17 protein-coding genes are annotated in these 19,131 nt (G+C 62.0%); 11 read left to right on the top strand and 6 right to left on the bottom strand.

Features of this window, described 5'->3' with window-relative positions:
• The first annotated feature begins 40 nt into the window (after positions 1 to 40).
• From FFM81_RS30290 to FFM81_RS30260, 7 genes are all read left to right on the top strand, one after another.
• Positions 41 to 631 carry a hypothetical protein gene (locus FFM81_RS30290; RefSeq protein WP_003563614.1) on the top strand — a complete coding sequence of 197 codons (591 nt, stop codon included), beginning with the start codon at positions 41 to 43 and terminating at the stop codon, positions 629 to 631.
• A gap of 155 nt (positions 632 to 786) precedes the next feature.
• Positions 787 to 1,158, top strand: coding sequence for a hypothetical protein (locus FFM81_RS30285; RefSeq protein WP_138385849.1), 372 nt, complete (start codon positions 787 to 789; stop codon positions 1,156 to 1,158).
• A 212-nt stretch (positions 1,159 to 1,370) separates the two neighbouring features.
• Entirely contained in the window at positions 1,371 to 3,317 is a 1,947-nt protein-coding gene (locus tag FFM81_RS30280; protein ID WP_097534304.1) for a DUF4384 domain-containing protein, read from the top strand.
• A 24-nt stretch (positions 3,318 to 3,341) separates the two neighbouring features.
• Positions 3,342 to 4,958, top strand: a complete 1,617-nt coding sequence (locus tag FFM81_RS30275) for a caspase family protein (RefSeq protein ID WP_128399524.1) — start codon at positions 3,342 to 3,344, stop codon at positions 4,956 to 4,958.
• Positions 4,955 to 7,504: a trypsin-like serine protease gene (locus tag FFM81_RS30270; RefSeq protein WP_138385850.1), complete on the top strand. Its 2,550-nt coding sequence runs from the start codon at positions 4,955 to 4,957 to the stop codon at positions 7,502 to 7,504. The genes FFM81_RS30275 and FFM81_RS30270 overlap by 4 nt, the downstream gene beginning before the upstream one ends.
• A gap of 14 nt (positions 7,505 to 7,518) precedes the next feature.
• Positions 7,519 to 8,688, top strand: a complete 1,170-nt coding sequence (locus FFM81_RS30265) for a serpin family protein (RefSeq protein WP_138385851.1) — start codon at positions 7,519 to 7,521, stop codon at positions 8,686 to 8,688.
• Between the two features lie 40 nt (positions 8,689 to 8,728).
• On the top strand, positions 8,729 to 11,134 hold the full coding sequence (locus FFM81_RS30260) for a protein kinase domain-containing protein (protein WP_138385852.1): 2,406 nt from the start codon (positions 8,729 to 8,731) through the stop codon (positions 11,132 to 11,134).
• Between the two features lie 277 nt (positions 11,135 to 11,411).
• Here the strand turns inward: FFM81_RS30260 and FFM81_RS30255 are convergent, their stop codons facing one another.
• Positions 11,412 to 11,765: a hypothetical protein gene (locus FFM81_RS30255; protein WP_128399528.1), complete on the bottom strand. Its 354-nt coding sequence runs from the start codon at positions 11,763 to 11,765 to the stop codon at positions 11,412 to 11,414.
• A gap of 10 nt (positions 11,766 to 11,775) precedes the next feature.
• Complete coding sequence (locus tag FFM81_RS30250; protein WP_138385853.1) at positions 11,776 to 12,432, bottom strand: TetR/AcrR family transcriptional regulator; 657 nt, start codon at positions 12,430 to 12,432, stop codon at positions 11,776 to 11,778.
• A gap of 91 nt (positions 12,433 to 12,523) precedes the next feature.
• Between FFM81_RS30250 and FFM81_RS30245 the strand changes: the two genes are divergently transcribed.
• Positions 12,524 to 13,180, top strand: coding sequence for an O-methyltransferase (locus tag FFM81_RS30245; RefSeq protein WP_003563624.1), 657 nt, complete (start codon positions 12,524 to 12,526; stop codon positions 13,178 to 13,180).
• Between the two features lie 361 nt (positions 13,181 to 13,541).
• On the opposite strand, the gene FFM81_RS30240 is transcribed toward FFM81_RS30245, so the two are convergent.
• Complete coding sequence (locus FFM81_RS30240) at positions 13,542 to 14,042, bottom strand: GNAT family N-acetyltransferase (RefSeq protein WP_138385854.1); 501 nt, start codon at positions 14,040 to 14,042, stop codon at positions 13,542 to 13,544.
• A 217-nt stretch (positions 14,043 to 14,259) separates the two neighbouring features.
• Between FFM81_RS30240 and FFM81_RS30235 the strand changes: the two genes are divergently transcribed.
• Entirely contained in the window at positions 14,260 to 14,571 is a 312-nt protein-coding gene (locus tag FFM81_RS30235) for a DUF982 domain-containing protein (protein ID WP_138385855.1), read from the top strand.
• Positions 14,572 to 14,646: 75 nt separating this feature from the next.
• Here the strand turns inward: FFM81_RS30235 and FFM81_RS30230 are convergent, their stop codons facing one another.
• Both FFM81_RS30230 and FFM81_RS30225 read right to left on the bottom strand, forming a co-directional pair.
• Positions 14,647 to 15,417, bottom strand: a complete 771-nt coding sequence (locus FFM81_RS30230) for an NYN domain-containing protein (protein WP_138385856.1) — start codon at positions 15,415 to 15,417, stop codon at positions 14,647 to 14,649.
• Between the two features lie 217 nt (positions 15,418 to 15,634).
• Positions 15,635 to 16,276 (bottom strand): redoxin family protein, encoded by a 642-nt coding sequence (locus tag FFM81_RS30225; protein WP_097534297.1) that lies wholly within the window; start codon positions 16,274 to 16,276, stop codon positions 15,635 to 15,637.
• A 625-nt stretch (positions 16,277 to 16,901) separates the two neighbouring features.
• Between FFM81_RS30225 and FFM81_RS30220 the strand changes: the two genes are divergently transcribed.
• The gene (locus FFM81_RS30220; protein ID WP_138385857.1) at positions 16,902 to 17,405 is read left to right on the top strand and encodes a pentapeptide repeat-containing protein; all 504 of its coding nucleotides are present in this window, start codon (positions 16,902 to 16,904) and stop codon (positions 17,403 to 17,405) included.
• A gap of 6 nt (positions 17,406 to 17,411) precedes the next feature.
• Positions 17,412 to 17,882 carry a GNAT family N-acetyltransferase gene (locus FFM81_RS30215; RefSeq protein WP_246401413.1) on the top strand — a complete coding sequence of 157 codons (471 nt, stop codon included), beginning with the start codon at positions 17,412 to 17,414 and terminating at the stop codon, positions 17,880 to 17,882.
• A gap of 179 nt (positions 17,883 to 18,061) precedes the next feature.
• Here FFM81_RS30215 and FFM81_RS30210 read toward each other — a convergent pair whose 3' ends face one another.
• Positions 18,062 to 19,033 (bottom strand): DMT family transporter, encoded by a 972-nt coding sequence (locus tag FFM81_RS30210; protein ID WP_025418779.1) that lies wholly within the window; start codon positions 19,031 to 19,033, stop codon positions 18,062 to 18,064.
• Between the last annotated feature and the right edge of the window lie 98 nt (positions 19,034 to 19,131).

Raw genomic sequence — 19,131 nt, 5'->3', positions numbered from 1 at the left:
ACAAGAACATCGTCGCGAAGATTACTGGCAGGGAATGCTTATGCTGGAATGGAACGGTGACGAACTGGCGCTCGATATCAGCCTGCTGGAGCAGGTGCGCGCAGCCCGGATAGGCTTCTCCGATCGCGTCTGCGCGGCTTCGGCCAGCTCCGACGACAAGCATCTGGCGCAGTTGCGTTCCGAGCCGACCTATCTGATGGCCGAGTTCCTCTATTCGATGAAGGTGTTCGGCATCAGCACGGCTGCGGATATCGAGCGCTTCGCCGATCTGCACAATGATTATGTGGTGTCGCTGACACGCGATCCGGCCAAGCTGCAGCGCCTCGGGCTGTCGCAGGATCGGGCGCTCGCCTCGATGTTTACCGCCGATACCAAGCCGCGGCTGATCCAGAACTGGGCGGAAAAATCAGGCGCGATCGACCAGTCCAATCTCGCCCGTTTCCTGGTTGCTGTCATGTCGAGCGAGACCTGCCGCAAGACGCTGATCGATTTCGAGACGGCCGGCTTCATGCAGCGCAAGCGCTCGCCCTACGGCACCATGGTCGTCTGGTCGACGGGCATGATCGAGGAGATCTTCGGCGAGATGCTGCGCGATCTCCGCCTCGGCCTGCAGCAATTGAAGATCCTCTGACGACAGCGCCTCCAATCCTCGCGCTGGCGCTCGCGGCCAGCCGATTTCGACCCTCCCAATCGATTGCCACCGAGCGCCGTTGCCATCTTTCCGGCCGCTGCCTATTGTTTCAGCGATTGCCGCGCAATAACGCCCCTAAGACGGATGTGACGACGATGACGAAATCCCGGCTCATAACCTTGTCGATCGGCCTTCTCATGGCGCTGCCGCAGCTCGGCCATGCCGGCCCGGCCGAGGATGCGCTGGCGGCGCGCAACCCCGCGCTTGCCGCCCTGCGCCAGCATGACGAAAAGGCCTTTGCCGCGGCAACTGCGATCATTGCTGAACACGAACGCGCCAAGGGGCTGACACCCGGCGAAACCAAGTTGCCGGACGCGACTTCGCCCGGCCGCGACATGGGCTCCGGCCCCGGCAAAGAATTCACATCAGACAATCCGGATATTCTCTGGCTCTACAATTCCTCGCCCGAGGGCATGAGCGACCTGATCTCGATTTTGAAATCAGCCGGGCAGAAACCCAAGAACTAACCACGACTTCGAAGTCAAAAGGATTGCATCGGACGGCGGATATTGCCGAACCAGAGTCATGCGCAGGTCTTTTCCGGGACGGTTTCTTCCAGGCTCCAAATAATTTGTAACCCTCCCTCAAGCAAGACGGGCAAAGCCATCCCAATTTCGCCGGTCAGTGCTATTCTCATCTTCGACACAGTGTGAGATTGTTCGAAAGAGGAGGTTTTCCAATGCCGAACCGCAAAGCCATCCTAGCCGCAGCCACCTTTCTTTCGTTCTTTGCGGTGGTTCCCGCCGTCGAGGCGCAGAACGAACGCACACTGACCGAAGCCCCGGCCCAGACCGGCCCCGTCAGCATCACCTTCGATCGCGCCGAGGCCAAATACGCCATCGGCGAAGTCGTCGGCCTCTTCATTCAGTCGAGCGAGAATGCCTATGTCACGGTACTGAACGTGTCGCCGAACGGTTCTGTCGTCAAACTTTTCCCGAACAAATACCAGACCGATGCCCTCGTCGGCGCCGGCAAACGCGTGCAGGTTCCGGATCCGGCCAGCGGCGCCCGGCTGCAGGTCTCCGGCCCTGTGGGTCAGGAGCAGATCAAGGTCTTCTATTCCTCCAAGCCGCTCAATATCTTCGCCGATCTCGGCGGCAGTGGCAGCGGCATGTTCCGCTCGATCGACGGCGGCATGGATGCCGTCTCCCGCAGCCTCGAGGAAGCCCGCAGCCTCGGCACCAAGATCAGCAGCAAGACACTGATGCTGACGACGGTCGACAGCCCGGCGGCCCTGCCGCCCGTCACAACCCCGCCGGTTGCAGCCGCCCCCGCGGCAAAACCGGTCGAACAGGCTGCAAAGCCGCCGAAACCGGCCGCCGCTCCGAAGCCGAAGCCGGTGATCAAACAGGAGGTCGCCAAGAAACCGGAGCCGGTGATCGAAAAGCCGAAAAAAGTCGCGCCAAAGCCTGTGGAGCAGGCGACGACGCAGCCGCCGAAGAAATACAAGATCGTCACCAATCTGGCCCCCGGCCAGGAGCTTGCCGCCGACGAGTTGCAACTGATCGGCCCGGCCGACACCACATCATCCACCCGCCCCAGCCAATATAAACAACCGAGCCAGTATAAGCAGCCGGCCCAGTCATCCCAGACCAAGATGCCGAAGATGCCGATGCCGCAGCTCAAGATGCCGCAATTCAAGCTTCCCGGCGGTTTCAGCATCAAGATGCCGCAGCTCAACCTCGGCCGTTCGGCAGAGCCCGGCCAGGCCGGCGAAGGCGAACAGATCGAGGTGGCGAATGCCGATACGCCTGCCTGCACCGCCCTTCTCGACAAGCTGAACACGGCCGTCGCCGCCAAGGATATCAATGCCGCCGCAACCGAGGCCGATGCGATCGCCGTCAGCGCCGAATGCGGCCAGTTCCAGGTGAATGCCCAGCGTCGGGTCGCCGCGCTCCGGCTCTCCGCCGCCCAGGAGATGATGGCCGCCAACCAGCCGGTTGCCGATTACGAGCCGCTGCTGGTCGCCGCAGACAGTCCGCAGGTGCTCTGGCAGGCTTCCGCCACACTCGGCGAGATCTATTTCTCCGCCCGCCGCTTTGCCGATGCTGCCGCCGATTACCAGCAGGCGATCGAGATCATCAAGAACGAGACCCGCACGCCGAAAGCGCCGCCGGCCGATACCATCTCCGATCTCATCCAGCGCGCCGCCCAGGCCCGCATCCTTGCCGCCAACCCTTCGAGCGACAATCCGCAGGGCAGCTTCGTGCCGGCCGAGAAGGATCACCGCAGCGGCGTGCTCGGCGGCATCTATTCGGAAAATGTCCGCGGCATTGTGCCGGTCTCCATTCCGGTGCCGATCACCTTCGATTTCGACAAGTCGAGCTTCACTTCGATCGGCACCGAGGCCGCCGAGGAATTGCTGGAGGCGCTGAAGGAGCAGAAGCCCGGCCGCGTCATCCTCGTCGGCCACACCGACCGCCGCGGCGGCGACGACTATAACCAGAAACTCTCCGAGCGCCGCGCCCAGGCCGTCGCCGACTTCCTGAAGAGCCACGGCATCGACGCCACGATCGACGCCGAAGGCCGCGGCGCCTCCGAGCCGGTGGACGTCACCGCAACCGCAAACCTCACCGAAGACGATGTCGATGCGCTGAACCGCCGCGTCGAATGGCGTCGCGAATAGCTGGGGCGAGGGGGGAGCTCGGCCATGTCCACATCCGTTTCCATGGCCGCAGCTTTTGCCTTCCTCACCCTGGCGGCCACCACTAGCCTGGCAAGGACGATCGAAGCGCCCGAGCGCGGCGCCGTCCGGGCGGTGCTGATCGGCATCGATCTCTATCGCAACGTCCCGCCGCTGCACGGCGCTGTTGCCGATGCCGAAGACCTTTCGCTGTCGCTTCGTTCGGTCGGCGTCGAGGACATGACGCTGCTGAAGAATGGCGCTGCCGACCGCGAGGGCATCTTCCACGCGATCGAAGCCGTCACCGAACGGGCAGGGGCCGGCGATCTCGTCGTGCTCGGCATTGCCGGCCACGGCTCGAGCGAGCCGGAGCGCGTCAAGGGCTCGAAGCCGAGCGGCCGCGACGAGGTCTATGTGCTGGCCGGTTTCGATACCCGGCTACCGGGATCGCGCGAGCGCATCTTTGGCGACGAATTCAAGGTGCTGATCCGCAATCTCGAGGCCAAGGGCGCCGATGTGTTGTTCATCGCCGATACCTGTCATGCCGGCGGCATGACCCGCGAGGTCGATCCGCGCGGCGCCGAGATCAGCTGGCGCCAGGCGCCGTCCTATACGATCGAGGAGGACGATCTCGCGCCGATTTCGACCACCGCGGATGCGCTCTCCACCGGCTTCGATTTCAAGCGGCTGACCTTTCTCGCCGCCGTCGACGACAACACCAAATCGCCCGAAATATCCATTCCCGGCATCCCGCAGAAACGCGGCGCGCTGAGTTATGCCACCGCCCGCGCCTTCGAAGGGGCCGCCGACCGCAACGGCGACGGCACTGTGACCCGCCGCGAACTCTTCGAATATGTCCGCCAGGCGGTCTATCAGTTCACCGACCAGCGGCAGAACATCTTTACCGAAAGCCCGCCGGGAACCGATCTCGACCGCGCTATCGTCTATGATTATGGCGGCGCCGGCACGCCGGCGGCGGCAGCGAAATCAACCACTCCGCCGCCGGCCGAACCGGCGCCGATCGGTATCGCCGCCCTCGGCGCCGAGCCGGTGCTGCAGGGCATCGAGCCGGCCGTCACGCCGTTCAAGCTGACGGATGGCGCCAATGCCGAACTGGTCTTCGATCCGGAAAAGCGCGAGGCGATTGCCGGCGGCGATGTCGTCGCCTCCGGCATCGGCGCCGGCGACATGCCCTTCGTCGTCGACCGGATGGCCGCCCTCGACACGCTGAAGCGGTTATCCGAAGTTAATCCACAGACCGTGCGCGTCACGCCGTCCGACACCGTCCATCGCGAGGGCGAACGGGTCGGCGTCGCGATCTCCGATCTATCGGGCCGCAAGCTGGTGCTTTTCGACGTCACCGGCGATGGAACCGTGCAGTTCCTCTATCCCGGTGAGAAAGACGTCGATGCCGGGATGTCTCAGAATTTCGATCTCGATCTCTCCGTCGTTGCCCCCTTCGGCACCGACCTGCTCGTCGCCGTCAGCTCTGAAAGCCCGATGCCCCAGCTTGTGGAATTCCTGAAGCAGAACGACCGGCGCCGCACCGCCGGCAATATCGCCAGGCGCCTTGGTGACGTCCTGCCCAAGGGCGCCCGCGTCGGATTTACCGTCCTTTATACCTCCGCCGGAGCCAAGCTATGAGCAGGTCGATCAGCAGGGTCCTGAATATTGCGTCCGTCATGCTGCTTCTGGCCACGCCTGCGCTGGCGCAGCAGGATACCGATTTCGCCGGCGAGGATGGCGGGCGCGTCATCGGCGGCCAGACGGCGAAGAAGGGTGAATGGCCCTGGCAGGTCAAGATCCTGGCGCCCGATCCCGAACAGCGCGGCCGCTTCGGCGGCCATTGCGGCGGCTCGCTGATTGCGCCGCGCTGGATCCTGACCGCCGCCCACTGCGTCACCAGCGGCCGCTCCGGCAAGCAGGATCTGTTCGCCCGCGATCTCTTGATCGTCGAGGGCAAGTCGAAGATCGACAAGGTCATCGCGGTCGACGGGCCCGACAAACCCGGCCTTGCTGTCGAAGACGTTGTCATTCACGAGGATTTCGACCGCAAGGTCTTCGCCAACGACATCGCCCTGATCAAGCTTGCCGAACCGGCCGTCTCCAGACCGGCAATTCTCGCCTCAGCCTCAGACGACGAGGTCGAAAGCGCCGGCCACAAGGCCGTCGTCACCGGCTGGGGCTACACCAAGGCCGATCACGGCTGGGACGACAAATACCTGCCGACCGAGCTGCAGGAGGTCGAGCTGCCGATCGTCCCGCGCGAGGATTGCCGTGCTGCCTATCGCGACAGCTCGATGCGGATGAACCCGATCGACGAGCGCAATGTCTGCGCCGGTTATGCCGAAGGCGGCAAGGATGCCTGCCAGGGCGACAGCGGCGGACCGCTGGTCGCCCAGCGCCCGGACAAGCGCTGGATCCAGCTCGGCATCGTCAGCTGGGGTGCGGGCTGCGCCGAGGCCGAACATTACGGCGTCTATACCCGTGTGGCCGCCTTCCGCGACTGGATCGCCGCCAAGACCGACGGTGACGTGCCAAATGTGGAAGGGCCTGCCGCCGGCGATCAGGTCGCGTCGACCACCACCAGTGAGGGAACGAAGCAGAGGAAGTCCGGGCAGGAAGAGGCCAACCTCGCCATCACCTCGCCGACAGGTGAGGCCTCGCCGACAGGTGAGACCTCGCCCAACGGCAACACCCCGCCCGCTGGCGCAACCGAAACGCCGAACCCCGACGTGCCGGCCGCAGATACTCCGGCCGACAATCAGCCCGCCGTCCAGCCGGCACCCGTTCAAATCCCCACGATGCAAAGCTCCCCTGGCGACCGCGCGTTGCTGATCGGCATCGACGATTACGACATGCGCGAGGCGAAGCTGACCGGCTCCGCCAGCGACGTGAAGGCTATGCAGGTCTTCCTCGCCAAGACGCTCGCCTATCGTCCGGAACAGATCCACACGCTGACCAACCGCAAGGCGAGCCGCGAGGCGATCCTTGCCGAGATCGACGACTGGCTGGTGCGCCAGTCGACGCCGGGCAGCCGGGTCTTCCTCTATTTCAGCGGCCAGGGTTCGGAGGAAATGGGCGCCGAGGCGACGACGAGCCCGACGCTGGTGGCAGTCGATGCCAAGCTGACACGCGAAGGCGGCAAGGTAACGGTCACCAACCAGATCCGCGAAACCGAGATCGCCGCCCGGCTGAACAGCCTCAAGGACCGCCGCGTGACGCTGCTGATCGACGCCTGCCACGTGGGCCCCGGCAGCCGCAGCGCAGTGGCAGCCCCCGCGGGCACCGTGCGTTGCCTCGGCCCGGCGCTGGCAGCGCTCGAACCGCCGAACAAATCGGGCAAGGAAGCGAAGTTTTCCTTCGGCGGCGAAAACGCCATGGTCTGGTCGGCCGTCAACGCAGGCCAATGGGCGCTCGTCGACCGCGAGGCCAAGGCGCCGGTCGGCGTCTTCACCCGCAACTTCATCGAAGGCGTGCAGGATGGCGTGGCGCGTGCCGCTGATAAGCCGAATGTTAGCAACGCCGCCCTGCTCGATTATGTCCGGCGCAAATCGGACGAATATTGCCGGACGCATGCCGCGGACTGCCGCTTCACGCCGGTGCCGCAATTTTACGGCCAGCCGGATGCGCTCGGCCGCGACGTCATCACCGGCGAGGAGGCAAAGACGCCGGTTGCCGCCGTCGAGAATACGCTGAAAAGCGATAACGACGCCGGTGTCGCCGTCGACATGCTGCCCGGCACCTCGGTCAGCATCGGCGACAAGGTGGCGATGCGCGTCTCCACCAAAAAATCCGGTTACCTGATCCTGGTCGATATCGACGCGTCGGGCAAGCTGACCCAGCTTTACCCGAACAAACGCTCGATGGGCCTGAAGCCGACGGCCAAAAGCGGCGACAACCGGCTTGATCCGGCAAGGCCCGTGGTCGTGCCGGATGCCCGCAACCCGTATATCGGCTTCGAATATCAGGTGGAGGGGCCGGCCGGCGTCGGCATGGTCGTCGCCATCCTCAGCGACAAGCCGATCGAGGTGCTCGACCTGCCGGATGTGCCGACTCCGCTCGTCGGCCAGCGCGCCGCCTTCAACTATGTCTACGATCTCGCCCGAAGCCTCAGGATCGTCGGCGACGACGAGAACGGCGCCCAGGGCAAATGGTCGTTCGATTCCAAATTTTATCGCATCCGCTAAAAGAGGAGGGAACCATGCCGAAATCCACTCTGCTGGCGGGTTTTGCCGCTTTTCTGATGACGCTTGCGCCTGCTCATGCCGGAGACGGTAAGACGATGCTTGCCGCCCAGGCGGGGCTTGCCGTCGAACTGCTCGACCGCACCCTGGCGATGGAAAAGGCGGCCAATATCATGGTATCGCCGGCAAGTCTTGCCGCCGCCCTCGGCTTGGCAGGCCTCGGCGCTTCGGATCAGGGCAAGGCGGCGATCGCCAAAAGTCTGGGTTTCCAAGCGCCGAAGGGACCGGCGACGGTGCTTGACGCCATGGTTCCGGAGAAGCCGGCAGCGTCGGATGCACCTTTGGCGACGGCGGTCGCGATCGTCTTCGACGACCGGCTGGTGCTTGTCCCCGGCGCACTTCCCATGCTCGCCACCCATCACGTCAAACCGACGATCGAGGATCTCGACGGACCGGCATCGGTCGAACATATCAACGGCTGGGTCAAGGACGCCACAAGAGGCGCCATTCCGTCGATCCTCGACGCTCCCCCCGGCGGCGGCTTCATCAGCCTTGGCGCACTCTCCTTCAAGGCGCGCTGGAAGACCTCCTTCGATCGGGAAAGCCCAGCCGCCGCCTTTCAGCGGCCGGATGGTTCGACGATTTCGGTGCCGATGATGCATCTTGCCGGCGATGGTCAAAAATTCCGCTCCGACGAGAAATTTTCCGCCGTCGACCTTGCCTATACCGGCGAAAGCTACAGCATGGTTGTGGTGACGGCGCGCTCCGGCAAAGGTGTTGGCGGCGCCGACCTGAAGACGCTCACCTCCTGGCTTCAAGGAGAAAAATTCGAGGCTGCCAAGGGCGAAATCTTCCTGCCCCGCTTTTCCCTGAACGACGGGCGTGATTTGATGCCGGTCCTGAATGCGATCGGCCTGGCGCCGGAGCAGGCAAAGGTTGGAGCCTTTCCGGGTTTCACCAAGGAAAACATCCGCTTGTCGCGCGTCCTGCAGAAGACCATGATCAAGGTTGACGAAAACGGCACGGAGGCGGCGGCAGCCACGGCAGCGATCACCGAACGCAGCATCGATCCGAAACTCGTTCGCGTCGTCGCCAGTGCCCGTTTTGCCTTCGCACTCAGGGATACAAGGACCGGCCTGCTGCTCGCCGCAGGCCTGATCGGCGACCCTCTTCTGGCCGGCGAATAGGAATTCGGTTTCATGGAAAGTTATGCAGGGGGACACGTGCATGAGAAGTGATCTGATCGCCCGCTACACGATCGGCGAGCCGATCTATGAGAACGAGTTCATCGTCTATCCCGCTCAGGACAAGCGGATGGACCACGCGGTCTTCATTGTCGCCCCCGATGTGGCGTTGAAACTCGACAAGGCGCGGTTCGAGCGGGTCTGGACCTCGATCAACGAGGCCAAGTCGCTGACCGCGCGGCGCTTCGTCGAAATCGAGGACCTCATCCCGCCGTCGCCGGAAGACGACAATTTTTATATCGTCGAGAAGCGGCCATCGAAGACGCTGCGCCAGTATCTCGACGAAACCGAAATGGTGGCCTATGAGCGCGCCGCCGAGATCGGCCGCCACATCCTCGAAGGCCTGGCGACGCTGCACGGCGCCGGTTACGCCCACAATGCCCTGACGGACCAGTGCATCTATGTCTCCGAGGATTATTCCGGCCTGTCGGTCCGGATCGGCAACCTGCACCTGATCTCGAAGATCGGCGAACACATCATCCCGCCTTATGTGCCGGAATTCGGGGCGCCGGAGATCTATGCCAGCGGCACCTTCTCCGCTTCACCGGCCCTCGATATCTATGCCATGGGCATGATCGCCTACAAGCTTTTCCTGCCGCGCCAGACCTATGCCAGCGTCTTCGACAGCGTCATGGTCTGGGAAGACGAACACCAGCGCGAGCAGAGCTGGAAGAACATCCATCTCGATCCTTCCAACGTCTTTCCCCGCCTCGACGTGCTGATCCCCGGTTTTCCCGAGGGTCTTGCGAGCCTGGTCGAAAGGATGCTGAGCCGCGACCCGACCGGGCGCCCGCGCACCGGCGCCGATGCGCTCGGCGAATACACGCGGGTGACAACAGGCATCCAGCCGATGGCGTGGGATCCGCGCGGCGGCATGCAGCAGCAGCCGGAGGCGGCAAAACCGAAAAAGTGGACGCCTGTCAAAATCTCCATGATCGCAGCACTGCTGCTGATCTGCATCGGCGTCGGCGTCGTCACGATCCCCAAGCTATTGCGCCCGGATCCGAAACTCGTCGCCGATGTCGGCACCTGGAAGAAGGAGGCCGAAAACCGCAAACAGAAGGCGGTCGCCGCCAAGGCGCCGGAGCGCCCGGCCGGCGACCAGGCCAAACTTTCCTATGACACGGGTGCTGCGGCGCTGACGTCGGCCGATGCCCTGCTCAAGGACGAAGATTACGACAAGGCGCTTCCGGGCTACCAGACCGCCGCCATCAATCTTGGCAATGCACTGATCGCCATATCAAAGGAGGGCGCCGAGAAGGCGAAATCAGCCGCTTCAGCTGCCGGCGGTGACAAGGCGCCGGCTTTTGCCGAGGCCGACGTCAAGATGAAGGCCGCCGCCGACGGTGCCGCCGCCAAGCAGATGCACGCCGCCGTCGACAATTACGACGCCGCGAAAACCGCTTACGACGATCTCGCCAAGGCGCTGACCGCGCTGACGGCGGCCGAAAAGGACGCGACGGCCAAACACGAAACCGTCAATCGCATCGGCGCCGGCGACAGCCCCGATGTCGCCAAGGCGAGCGGATTGATGACCGAGGCCAAGGCCAAGGCCGAGCAATGGCAGCTTCCCGTCGCGACATCGGGCTATGGCGACGCCGCCAAACTGTTCGACGCTCTCATCGCCGATGTCATGGCGGCGAAGGACGAGGCCACCGCGCTGAAGCAGAAAGTCACCGATCTCAACGCCTCGATCGCCACTCGCGCCGGGGCCGCCGATCCGACGCTTGCCGCCCTCGCACCGAAGATCGGCGAGGCCGACGGGCGCTACAGCGCCGAGGCCTACAAGCTCGCGGTATCAGCCTACCAGCCGATCCTTGCCGATCTCGAGGCGCTGTCGGCGCGCGGCTTCTGCCCGGTCTCGCCGACCCTTGCCTTCGAGACCGTGCCTGCGGGCAGTTATTCGCTGGATAATGTCCGGCTGATGACCGCCTCGATGAAGGAGCTCGGCGGCATGCTCGGCGTTGCCAATGGCGCCGTGAAGATCGACAAGTCCTTCTGCATGCAGACCAAGGCCGTCACCCGCGCCGAAATGGCGCAATATTACACCGCCAATTCCGATCCCGCCGCCGCCCAGGCCTATGCCGACAGCCCTGAGCAGCCCGCCGACGACGTGCCGCTCGCCGTCGCGCAGAACTATACCGCCTGGCTGTCGAAACAGCTGAACGCCCCCGTCCACCTGCCGTCGGCAACCGAATGGATGGCCAGTGCAACGAAGATCGCCACGGAAAAACTGCCCGACAATGGCGACATCATCCTGCAATGGAGCGCCACCCCCTGCGAAGCCGGCGGCAACGTCGCTTTCATGGCGCAAGAGGGCTCCACCTTCGTCGTCTGCTCGGATGCCTCGGCCGGCGGGATTTTTCGGGTGAGTGCGGAGTTGCGGTGAGGGGCGGAGGCGTCAGGACCGAGCAGAGAAAGCTGTATGCAGCGTAAGTCTGTGCGAGATGAATTCGGAATTTGGTATCAAGCCGCACCTTTCTTACAGGGTTATAGAAACTACGCCTCAGAAGGAGACATTGAAGGCATCATTTAAGAATGCCCACTTGACGCAGCGGGCGATTCGACCGCTTTTTGCGAGGTAGACACCGCGGCCGGAGGTCTGCAAACGTTAATGACGCTTCCCTGTCGCGCTTTCTTGATTTCTCTTTCGCCGCTCGTATGCTTCAAACGGAATACGCTCGAATAGCCCCTGCCAAAGCTTCCTCTTTGGCTCGAGCGGCGGCAGTGCGACCGAACATCACGCCTGCTGCAATGCTGCACCAGCCAGAGAACCATGGTAGGGCGAAGAACAACATCGCGAGGGCCGACATTCCCGCGACCATGGGACCAAGCGGACCCAAGTTCTCCGAAACAAGGACAACCGGGATCAAGATCGGCAGTGGTGCAACGCACCACCAAAAATGAAGCATTGCTCCAATCAGAAGCGGGGCAAGGAGCGGCACTCGCAATGCCAGACGAAGCGCGAACAGCTCGCTCCGATGGCGATAATATGTGATTTTCTGCCAGATTTTGCCCATTGCGTGCTTTCTATTTCGTCCCCGCCGCCGCATCAATCCCATTCACCAGGCTTTGCAGATACGCGCAAAACATCTGCGCCATCGCCGCCGAGAAAGTGGCGATCTCCTCCTCTGTCCTCGGCGTTGCCGAGAAATCCTGGCCGACCGTACTCAGCGTCGTCATGATCAAGTCACAGGCGACATTGCGAACCGGGTTCGATGCTGCAGGCAGCACCTCGCGCATGAATCCCTCCATGACCGGCTCGGTCGCGCGCTTTGCGGCTTCCGCCTCCGGGGCGTCGCGGTAGAGTGGCGCGGCATCGCTGAGCGCGATGCGAACCGATGCCTCCTCGCATTCCGAGCGCAGGAACTCATGGACCAGCGATCGAAGCCTTTCGAAAGGAGGCCTCGATCGGTCGCTGAGGATTTCCGCCAGCATATCGGTGGTCTGCTGCCATTTCTCGCTTTGCAGCCGGAACAAGATCGACGCCTTGTTGGGAAAGTATTGATAGAGCGAACCGACGCTGACGCCGGCCCGTTCGGCCACGCGCGCGGTGGTGAAGCGGTGCGCTCCTTCTTCCGCCAGAACGCGAACAGCCGCCTGAAGGATGGCGCCGACGAGGTCGTTCGAGCGTGCCTGCTTCGGCGATTTTCTCGTGGAAACCCGGGGGCTTGTAACCTTGCTCATCTCGACGGGCCGCAATGCGATTAGCGAATGCGACGAATTATTCGTATTTTCCATGGCGACGCAAGAGACGTTGCCAACAAGGATTTCGACGATGACAACATTGACAACCGGACCGCTCGCACCGCTGCTCGCTCGCCTATTCGAAGAGGCCGCTTCGGCATCAAGCCCGGTCCTATCGAGCGTATCCGGGGAGGAACGGCGGCGCCTCCTGACAAGCAAGACCGAATATCTCGACCTCTACACCAGCCTGAAGGACCTCTGGCTGCCCGTGTCTCGCGAGGCGGGCAATCTTCTCTATATGCTGGCGCGCAGCAGGCGGGCACAAGACATTGTCGAGTTCGGCACGTCGTTCGGCATATCGACGCTTCATCTCGCCGCCGCGCTCCGCGACAACGGCGGCGGCCGGCTGATCACCACGGAATTCGAGCCTTCGAAAGTGGCGCGGGCACGGCGGCATTTGACCGAAGGCGGCCTGATCGACCTCGTCGAAATGCGCGAAGGCGACGCCTTGAGAACCCTTGCCGCCGATCTCCCGGAGACCATCGACCTTGTGCTGCTCGATGGCGCAAAAGCGCTCTACCCTGAAATTCTCGCCTTGCTCGAGCCGCGCCTTCGCCCAGGTGCACTCGTCATCGCCGACAATGCCGACGATTGCCCGGAATATCTCGAACACGTCCGCTCTCCGGCGAACGGCTATATCTCCACACCGTTCGCTGGGGATATCGAACTTTCCATGCGTGCCAGCTGACACGCTGGCCTGGCGTGCCGGTGCGTGGCCGCTCTGCGTCACTGTCTTTACAGGCAGCGTCGCCGATCGGCCCGCCGGCGATCGTGCCGGCCGCCACCACTCCAGAACACTAACTGGTAGACCTGCGCGTCCCAGGTGTTCCCGCAATTTTTTGCAGCGCGATCGGCAGCGGGCAGGGCGGTGTCCATAACCGCCGCGATGGCATCAACGCGCGTGAGCCGGCGGCAACGTCGCCTTCATGGCGCAAGAGGACTCGACCTTCGTCGTCTGCTCCGATGCCTCGGCCGGCTGGATTTTTCGAGCTCGTGCTGAGTTGCGGTGAGGGAGCGATCGGACTGCGCTGGCCTTGCTCCGTGAATCTTTAATCTAGCCCGGAAAGGCTTTCGCCGCGGGCAAACGCCGCCAACGTCTCTCCCGCCATGCGATAGCGGATCCATTCCTTCTGCGGCGCCGCGCCGATCGCCTCATAGATGCGGATCGAAGGTTCGTTCCAGTCGAGCACGCTCCATTCAAAGCGGCCGCAGCTCTTCTCCAGCGCGATCTGCGCCAGGCGCCGCAGCAGCGCCTTGCCGGCGCCTGAGCCGCGCGCCTCCGGCGTGACGTAGAGATCTTCCAGATAAAGGCCGTTCTTCGCTTGCCAGGTGGAATAGCTGAAGAAATAGACTGCCATGCCGATCGCCTGGCCGTCGCGTTCGCAGATCAGCGCATGCGTGACGGAACCGTCGCCGAAGATCGCCGCACGCGTGCTCTGCTCGGTCGCCTCGACCTCGTGGATCGCCTTCTCATAATCGGCCAATTCACGGACGAACCGAAGGATCGTTGCAGCGTCCGAAGGCGTTGCGGGGCGTATCGTAAGGTTCATCAGACAGGCTCCCGATCTGGCGCTTGGCGCTCCAGATGAAAGATCCAACCCGGCCTGTCAACCGTATGAAGTACAGAGCGCATCTGTAGAAAGGGTAATTTCCGCAGCCTCGCGTTCAAGCAGTGTCGTTAAAATAAATTTCAATTCCCAATTACAAAATACGCGTATATATTGCAGATGGGGATTGCATTATCCGTGCCTTGAGGGGTCGAGGACAATGTGCTGGAATACGTCGTCTGCATTCACGCCGGTCGGCCTTTCTTTAGGCGGTCCGGCATCTCACAGGATCGTACGAACGCTGGGTGACGCCGCGTATCTGCTGCTCAACGACTGGCCTTTCGATGACGGCGAGGAATATGTCGCCGCCGTAAAAGCCTGCGTCGACGCCATCAGCGGCAAAATCACCCCGCAGCAATTCCAGCAAGCGCTTTTGCGCGCGGCCGATGAGGCGGGTATTGCCGCTCTCACCGTCGTCCAGCAGGGAGCTGGTGAGCGGTGGCCGGACCTGCCTTCGAGCGCGCAAGGATAGTCCTTATTTCAAAAGTCGCATTGAATTGCGCAGAATTGAACCAGTGATAGGATGTCAGGTGGCTTCTGCGTGCCGCTAAGCCTTCTTGAGGCGAACTAGAATTGTTTTCGGGTTGTCAGGTGCTCGCTCGACATCGACGATACCGGAAGACTTCACGAGATCGCTTAACCTGGGGAAGCCGTAGTTGCGTGCATCAAAGTCGGGCGCTTGCTTCGCCAGATGTGCGCCGACCTGAGCCAGATTGGCTCGGCCGTCTTCATCGGCAGTTGCGACAATCGCTTTGGTCAGCATGTCGCGTGCCGCTTTATTCAAGCCCCCCTTTTTAGGCGTCGCCTTCGCGGCGGCAGGTTTGGCCTGAGCTGGGTTTTGGGCCGGGGCCGCCGCTTCTTCCGCCTGCGCAGCCTGAGCATTGAGCACGTCGAAATAGACGAACTTGTCACAGGCAGTGATGAAGGGGCGAGGAGTCTTTCGCTCACCGAACCCATAGACGGTAACACCTTGTTCCCGGATTCTCGCCGCCAGCCGCGCAAAATCGCTGTCGCTGGAGATAATGCAGAATCCAGAGAAACGACCCGTATACAACAAGTCCATGGCGTCGATGATCATTGCGCCATCGGTCGCGTTCTTTCCGGTCGTATAGGCGAATTGCTGAATTGGCTGGATGGAATGTTCGAGCAGGCATTCCTTCCAGCCCTTGAGGTTGGGGCCGGTCCAGTCACCGTAGATGCGTTTGACGCTAGCCGTTCCGTAGGTGGCAATCTCAGCCATGAGGCCAACGACGATCTTTGACGAAACGTTATCGCCATCGATAAGCAACGCTAAGGTTCCGGAATTTTCTATTGCCATTTACTCCCTCCAAAAATCCAGGAAATACTATACGTTGCGCAGACTATACTGCAACTACGACTATGTGCGAACATGACATTGATAAGGGATTACGGGAACGGTCGAACGCATTAGCTCTCAGGTACGGCTTCTCAGTTCCTTACCTGATGGTGAAGTGAACCGGCGACTGCCGATCGAGCCTCCACTCGACGGTGGTCGTCGAGCGATTTTTTCGCCGTCAATGTGCGACCTGGGAAGCGACCGACATCAATTCCTGCGAATTCGGTGCCTTGTATGTTTGGAACCCAGGCTCCAGAACTTCAGTGAAGCTCCAGCGTACGATGCCCTCCCGGTCGATGAGGAACTGACCGACAAGCTGCCCATGGTCGGCAGTCATCATCTGCTGGTCGGCTTCCGTAACTTGATATCCTTCCTTCTCGTTGAGAAATTCGTCCATGTCCATCACGCTCATGGGCTCGGGCAACTCGCCCGGAAGATCAATCCGTATCGCCATGGCGGCGTCGATCCCGATCTCGGGTAAGCCGAAGGCTTGGTGCGAAGCCCGTACCGGGTCGGAAGCAGCAAGAAGATCGGGTATCGGATGGTAACGGAAATAGAGCCGCGCGCGTTCGACCGGGGTGTTGACCACCGCCAGGGATTGGACGCCTTTCTCACGCAGCATCGGGTTGAGATAGGCCATGGCCGCGACATGGCGCCGGCAGAACGGGCAATGCAGGCCTCGAAACAAGCCGATCAGCAATGGGCTGCGGCCACGGAAATCATCAAGGGCGATCTTGCCCTCGCAGGAGATCGCATCAAACACAACGTTCGGAACCCGGTCGCCGGGTTGCAGCGGATGATCGACAGAGGGCGTGGACATGGACAACCTCCTCGCTCGGGGATCGGTCGAGCAAAGGCGCCACGTTAGGGCTTCGAGGTCGAGATTGAGCGTTGCAGGGCCTGACCTCTCGTCTTACCGCACCGCCAGGATCCGACCTAAGAATGGCCCCACATTGGCCCGCGGGCAAGCGATAAACAGCGAATCGTGAACGGAAATGCGCGTTTTCTGCAAACTCCGATGTTTTTCGCGGCCGTAGAGGCCGACACAGAAATTGAGCTGGGACCAGCCGATTTTGCGATCAAGCAGCTTCGGGCCGCTAGCGGATGTAAAACGGCATCGAGCGGCAACATTCGCTCAAACTACGAATTGGCTGACTCTTCGGCCTGGACTTTCGACTTTTTCAACACTAGCCGCAATGAGCGGACGCCATGGCGACACTTCCCCCTACGGCTAGTTGTCGCGGACACCCAGAGACCGAGATTTACGACCTCGTTGACAGCGCGAAAATGGTATGTAGAGATACACCCAGGCCTTGTGCAGCCTGCCGCTCACGCCACCTGTGGCATGGTGAATTGCATTGAAATGATACCGTTCGATGTCCAGCCCTTGCGGCAATCGGTCAGCAATGTGAGCTCTGATGCAATGATTGCCTGGAGGAACTGGGATGCTGAGAACGCATGGTATCAAAGGCATGGCGAAAGCCCTGCGGCAGGCTCTGAGAGATCGGAACATTGATCTCTCCCACAGCGATTGCCTGGAGCTGATCGCCAAACAATTCAATATGAGAGACTGGAACGCGCTCTCCGCGGCACTCGGCCAGGACGGCGCGGAAAAGCCGCTTTCCTTCTCGATCTCAGGCGAAGAGATGAAGCTTCACCGGATGACCGAAAGGCTTGATGTCAACGATACCGACCTGTCGGGATCGCGGTTCAACGATGCCAATCTCTCGGGCACATCCTTCAACCAGATCAATTTTTCCGGCGCGAGATTCAACGACAGCAACATGAGCGGCTGGTTCGTCAATGACGTGAACCTCTCCGGCTCGCGGTTTCAGAACATCAATCTCTCCGGCGTCGCTTTCTCCAACTGCAGCATGCCGGGCGCCATGCTGGACGGGGTGCCGCTCGAAGAGATCGTCGAAGCCTATCGAAAATCACAGCTGGCCTGATCTGCCATGAAGCATAAGAACAAGGAATTTCCCCTGCTCGTCACCGACAGGCTGAAGCTGCGCGCACCCGATCTCGCCGACGGTGACGATCTCCACGCGCTGCTGCTCATGCCGGAGGTGACACGTTTTTCCAGCTGGCCGGAAGCACCGGCACGGCCCCACGTCAAGCGCGCGATGAAATGGATGTGCGAAGTCCATGCCAAGGGAAAGGGCTGCGCCTGGATCATGGAAGATCGCGTTTCCGGTCGCTACCTTGGAGCGATCCGCTTCAGCAGCATCGAAAGGCACTCCAACTGCGCCGAGATCGGCTACGAGCTGCACCCGTCAGCCTGGGGAAAAGGGCTGATGACGGAAGCGGTGACGGCCGTCAGCCGATGCGGCTTCGAGCAGTTCTCCCTCAATCGCATCGAGGCCTGGACCCTGTCTGGAAACGCGGCATCGGACCGGGTTCTGGAAAAAGGCCGGATTCCGATATGAAGGCACGCTTCGCCAGAAGGCCTGGTTCAAAGGCGTCTTCCACGACTTTCGCATGTTCGGCCTCATAGCCGGCGAAGCGCCTGCGCCGTCGCAACCCGGCTGATTTCCGTGACAGGTGCTGAAAGCGCGTAAGGAAACATTTCCGCCGGAAGCGGTCACGGGAGCCATTGCGCCCGTCCTCAGGCTTTGGTCGCCTCCGCTCCGGTCGTTGGCTTCAGCAGGATGATGAGAAGCAAGCCGGCAACGATGAGTGCTGCGCCTTCGAGATGATAGCGCTGCAGCTGTTCGCCGAGGAAGAGATAGGCGAGCACCGCGATAAAGATCGTCTGGATGTAAAGCAGCACGCCCGCCCGTGCCGCCCCCAGGGCCTCGATGCTGCGATTGAAGAGATAATACATAATCGCGCCGCCGGGGATCGCGACATAGCCAAGCGCAATCAGGCCACTGGCGTTCAGCGTCGAGCGCTCGTCGGAGATAAGCTCAAACAGGTAGAAGGGCAGCGCCGTCAGCACCGCCGCACCGAGGAGGAGGACCAGGAGCGCAAGGCGATTGAGATCGAATTTCGCCCGGCGGAGCAACACGGTATAGAGGCTGAAACAAAAGGCGCCAGCGACGATCCACAGTTCGCCGGGATTGAGGTCGAGACGCAGGAGCGCCGCCGGGCTGCCCTTGATGATGATGACGACGATCCCGAAAAAGGCGAGGATCGATCCGATCACCTGCCAGTGTCCCATCGGCTCAGCCAGCATGAAACGGGCAAGAATCATGGTGATGATCGGGATCAGGGCGATGATGATGCCGGCGGTGGTGGCATCGGCATGGTGGAGCCCGACAAAGATCAGGCCCTGGCAGATCGCAAGCCCGATACCGCCGATGGCGAGCAGCTCGAGGCCGCGAGCCCTCACCAGCGCGGCCATGGCGCCGAAATGCCGGGCGACGATCGGCATCAGGATCGCCCAGGCGATCAGCACGCGCCAGAAGCAAAGCGCCCAGGGCGGCATCTCCGAAGAAACCCATTTCGCGGCGATATAGACGCCGGCCGACAGCAGCCAGCAGAAAACCCCCACGGAATAGGCGGCTGCCAGCGAACCGCCCGCCGCCTGTTCCGTCCCGACCGTGTCGCGATGGACCGCCAAGACATGTATCGCCATGGCTCACTTATGCCACAACTCTCGAGCGCTGCACAGATGATGCGGCAGCACTTCCCGATTGCGGAAGGACGACCTTCAGCAACGGCGGGCCGGCTCCC

The organism is Rhizobium hidalgonense, assembly GCF_005862185.2.
GTDB lineage: Bacteria > Pseudomonadota > Alphaproteobacteria > Rhizobiales > Rhizobiaceae > Rhizobium > Rhizobium hidalgonense.
This window is presented reverse-complemented; position numbering and strand designations above follow the sequence as displayed.

Coding starts and splice junctions, on each gene's coding strand:
- FFM81_RS30290 (WP_003563614.1), top strand. CDS start 41: ATGCTGGAATGGAACGGTGACGAACTGGCGCTCGATATCAGCCTGCTG.
- FFM81_RS30285 (WP_138385849.1), top strand. CDS start 787: ATGACGAAATCCCGGCTCATAACCTTGTCGATCGGCCTTCTCATGGCG.
- FFM81_RS30280 (WP_097534304.1), top strand. CDS start 1,371: ATGCCGAACCGCAAAGCCATCCTAGCCGCAGCCACCTTTCTTTCGTTC.
- FFM81_RS30275 (WP_128399524.1), top strand. CDS start 3,342: ATGTCCACATCCGTTTCCATGGCCGCAGCTTTTGCCTTCCTCACCCTG.
- FFM81_RS30270 (WP_138385850.1), top strand. CDS start 4,955: ATGAGCAGGTCGATCAGCAGGGTCCTGAATATTGCGTCCGTCATGCTG.
- FFM81_RS30265 (WP_138385851.1), top strand. CDS start 7,519: ATGCCGAAATCCACTCTGCTGGCGGGTTTTGCCGCTTTTCTGATGACG.
- FFM81_RS30260 (WP_138385852.1), top strand. CDS start 8,729: ATGAGAAGTGATCTGATCGCCCGCTACACGATCGGCGAGCCGATCTAT.
- FFM81_RS30255 (WP_128399528.1), bottom strand. CDS start 11,765: ATGGGCAAAATCTGGCAGAAAATCACATATTATCGCCATCGGAGCGAG.
- FFM81_RS30250 (WP_138385853.1), bottom strand. CDS start 12,432: ATGAGCAAGGTTACAAGCCCCCGGGTTTCCACGAGAAAATCGCCGAAG.
- FFM81_RS30245 (WP_003563624.1), top strand. CDS start 12,524: ATGACAACATTGACAACCGGACCGCTCGCACCGCTGCTCGCTCGCCTA.
- FFM81_RS30240 (WP_138385854.1), bottom strand. CDS start 14,042: ATGAACCTTACGATACGCCCCGCAACGCCTTCGGACGCTGCAACGATC.
- FFM81_RS30235 (WP_138385855.1), top strand. CDS start 14,260: ATGTGCTGGAATACGTCGTCTGCATTCACGCCGGTCGGCCTTTCTTTA.
- FFM81_RS30230 (WP_138385856.1), bottom strand. CDS start 15,417: ATGGCAATAGAAAATTCCGGAACCTTAGCGTTGCTTATCGATGGCGAT.
- FFM81_RS30225 (WP_097534297.1), bottom strand. CDS start 16,276: ATGTCCACGCCCTCTGTCGATCATCCGCTGCAACCCGGCGACCGGGTT.
- FFM81_RS30220 (WP_138385857.1), top strand. CDS start 16,902: ATGCTGAGAACGCATGGTATCAAAGGCATGGCGAAAGCCCTGCGGCAG.
- FFM81_RS30215 (WP_246401413.1), top strand. CDS start 17,412: ATGAAGCATAAGAACAAGGAATTTCCCCTGCTCGTCACCGACAGGCTG.
- FFM81_RS30210 (WP_025418779.1), bottom strand. CDS start 19,033: ATGGCGATACATGTCTTGGCGGTCCATCGCGACACGGTCGGGACGGAA.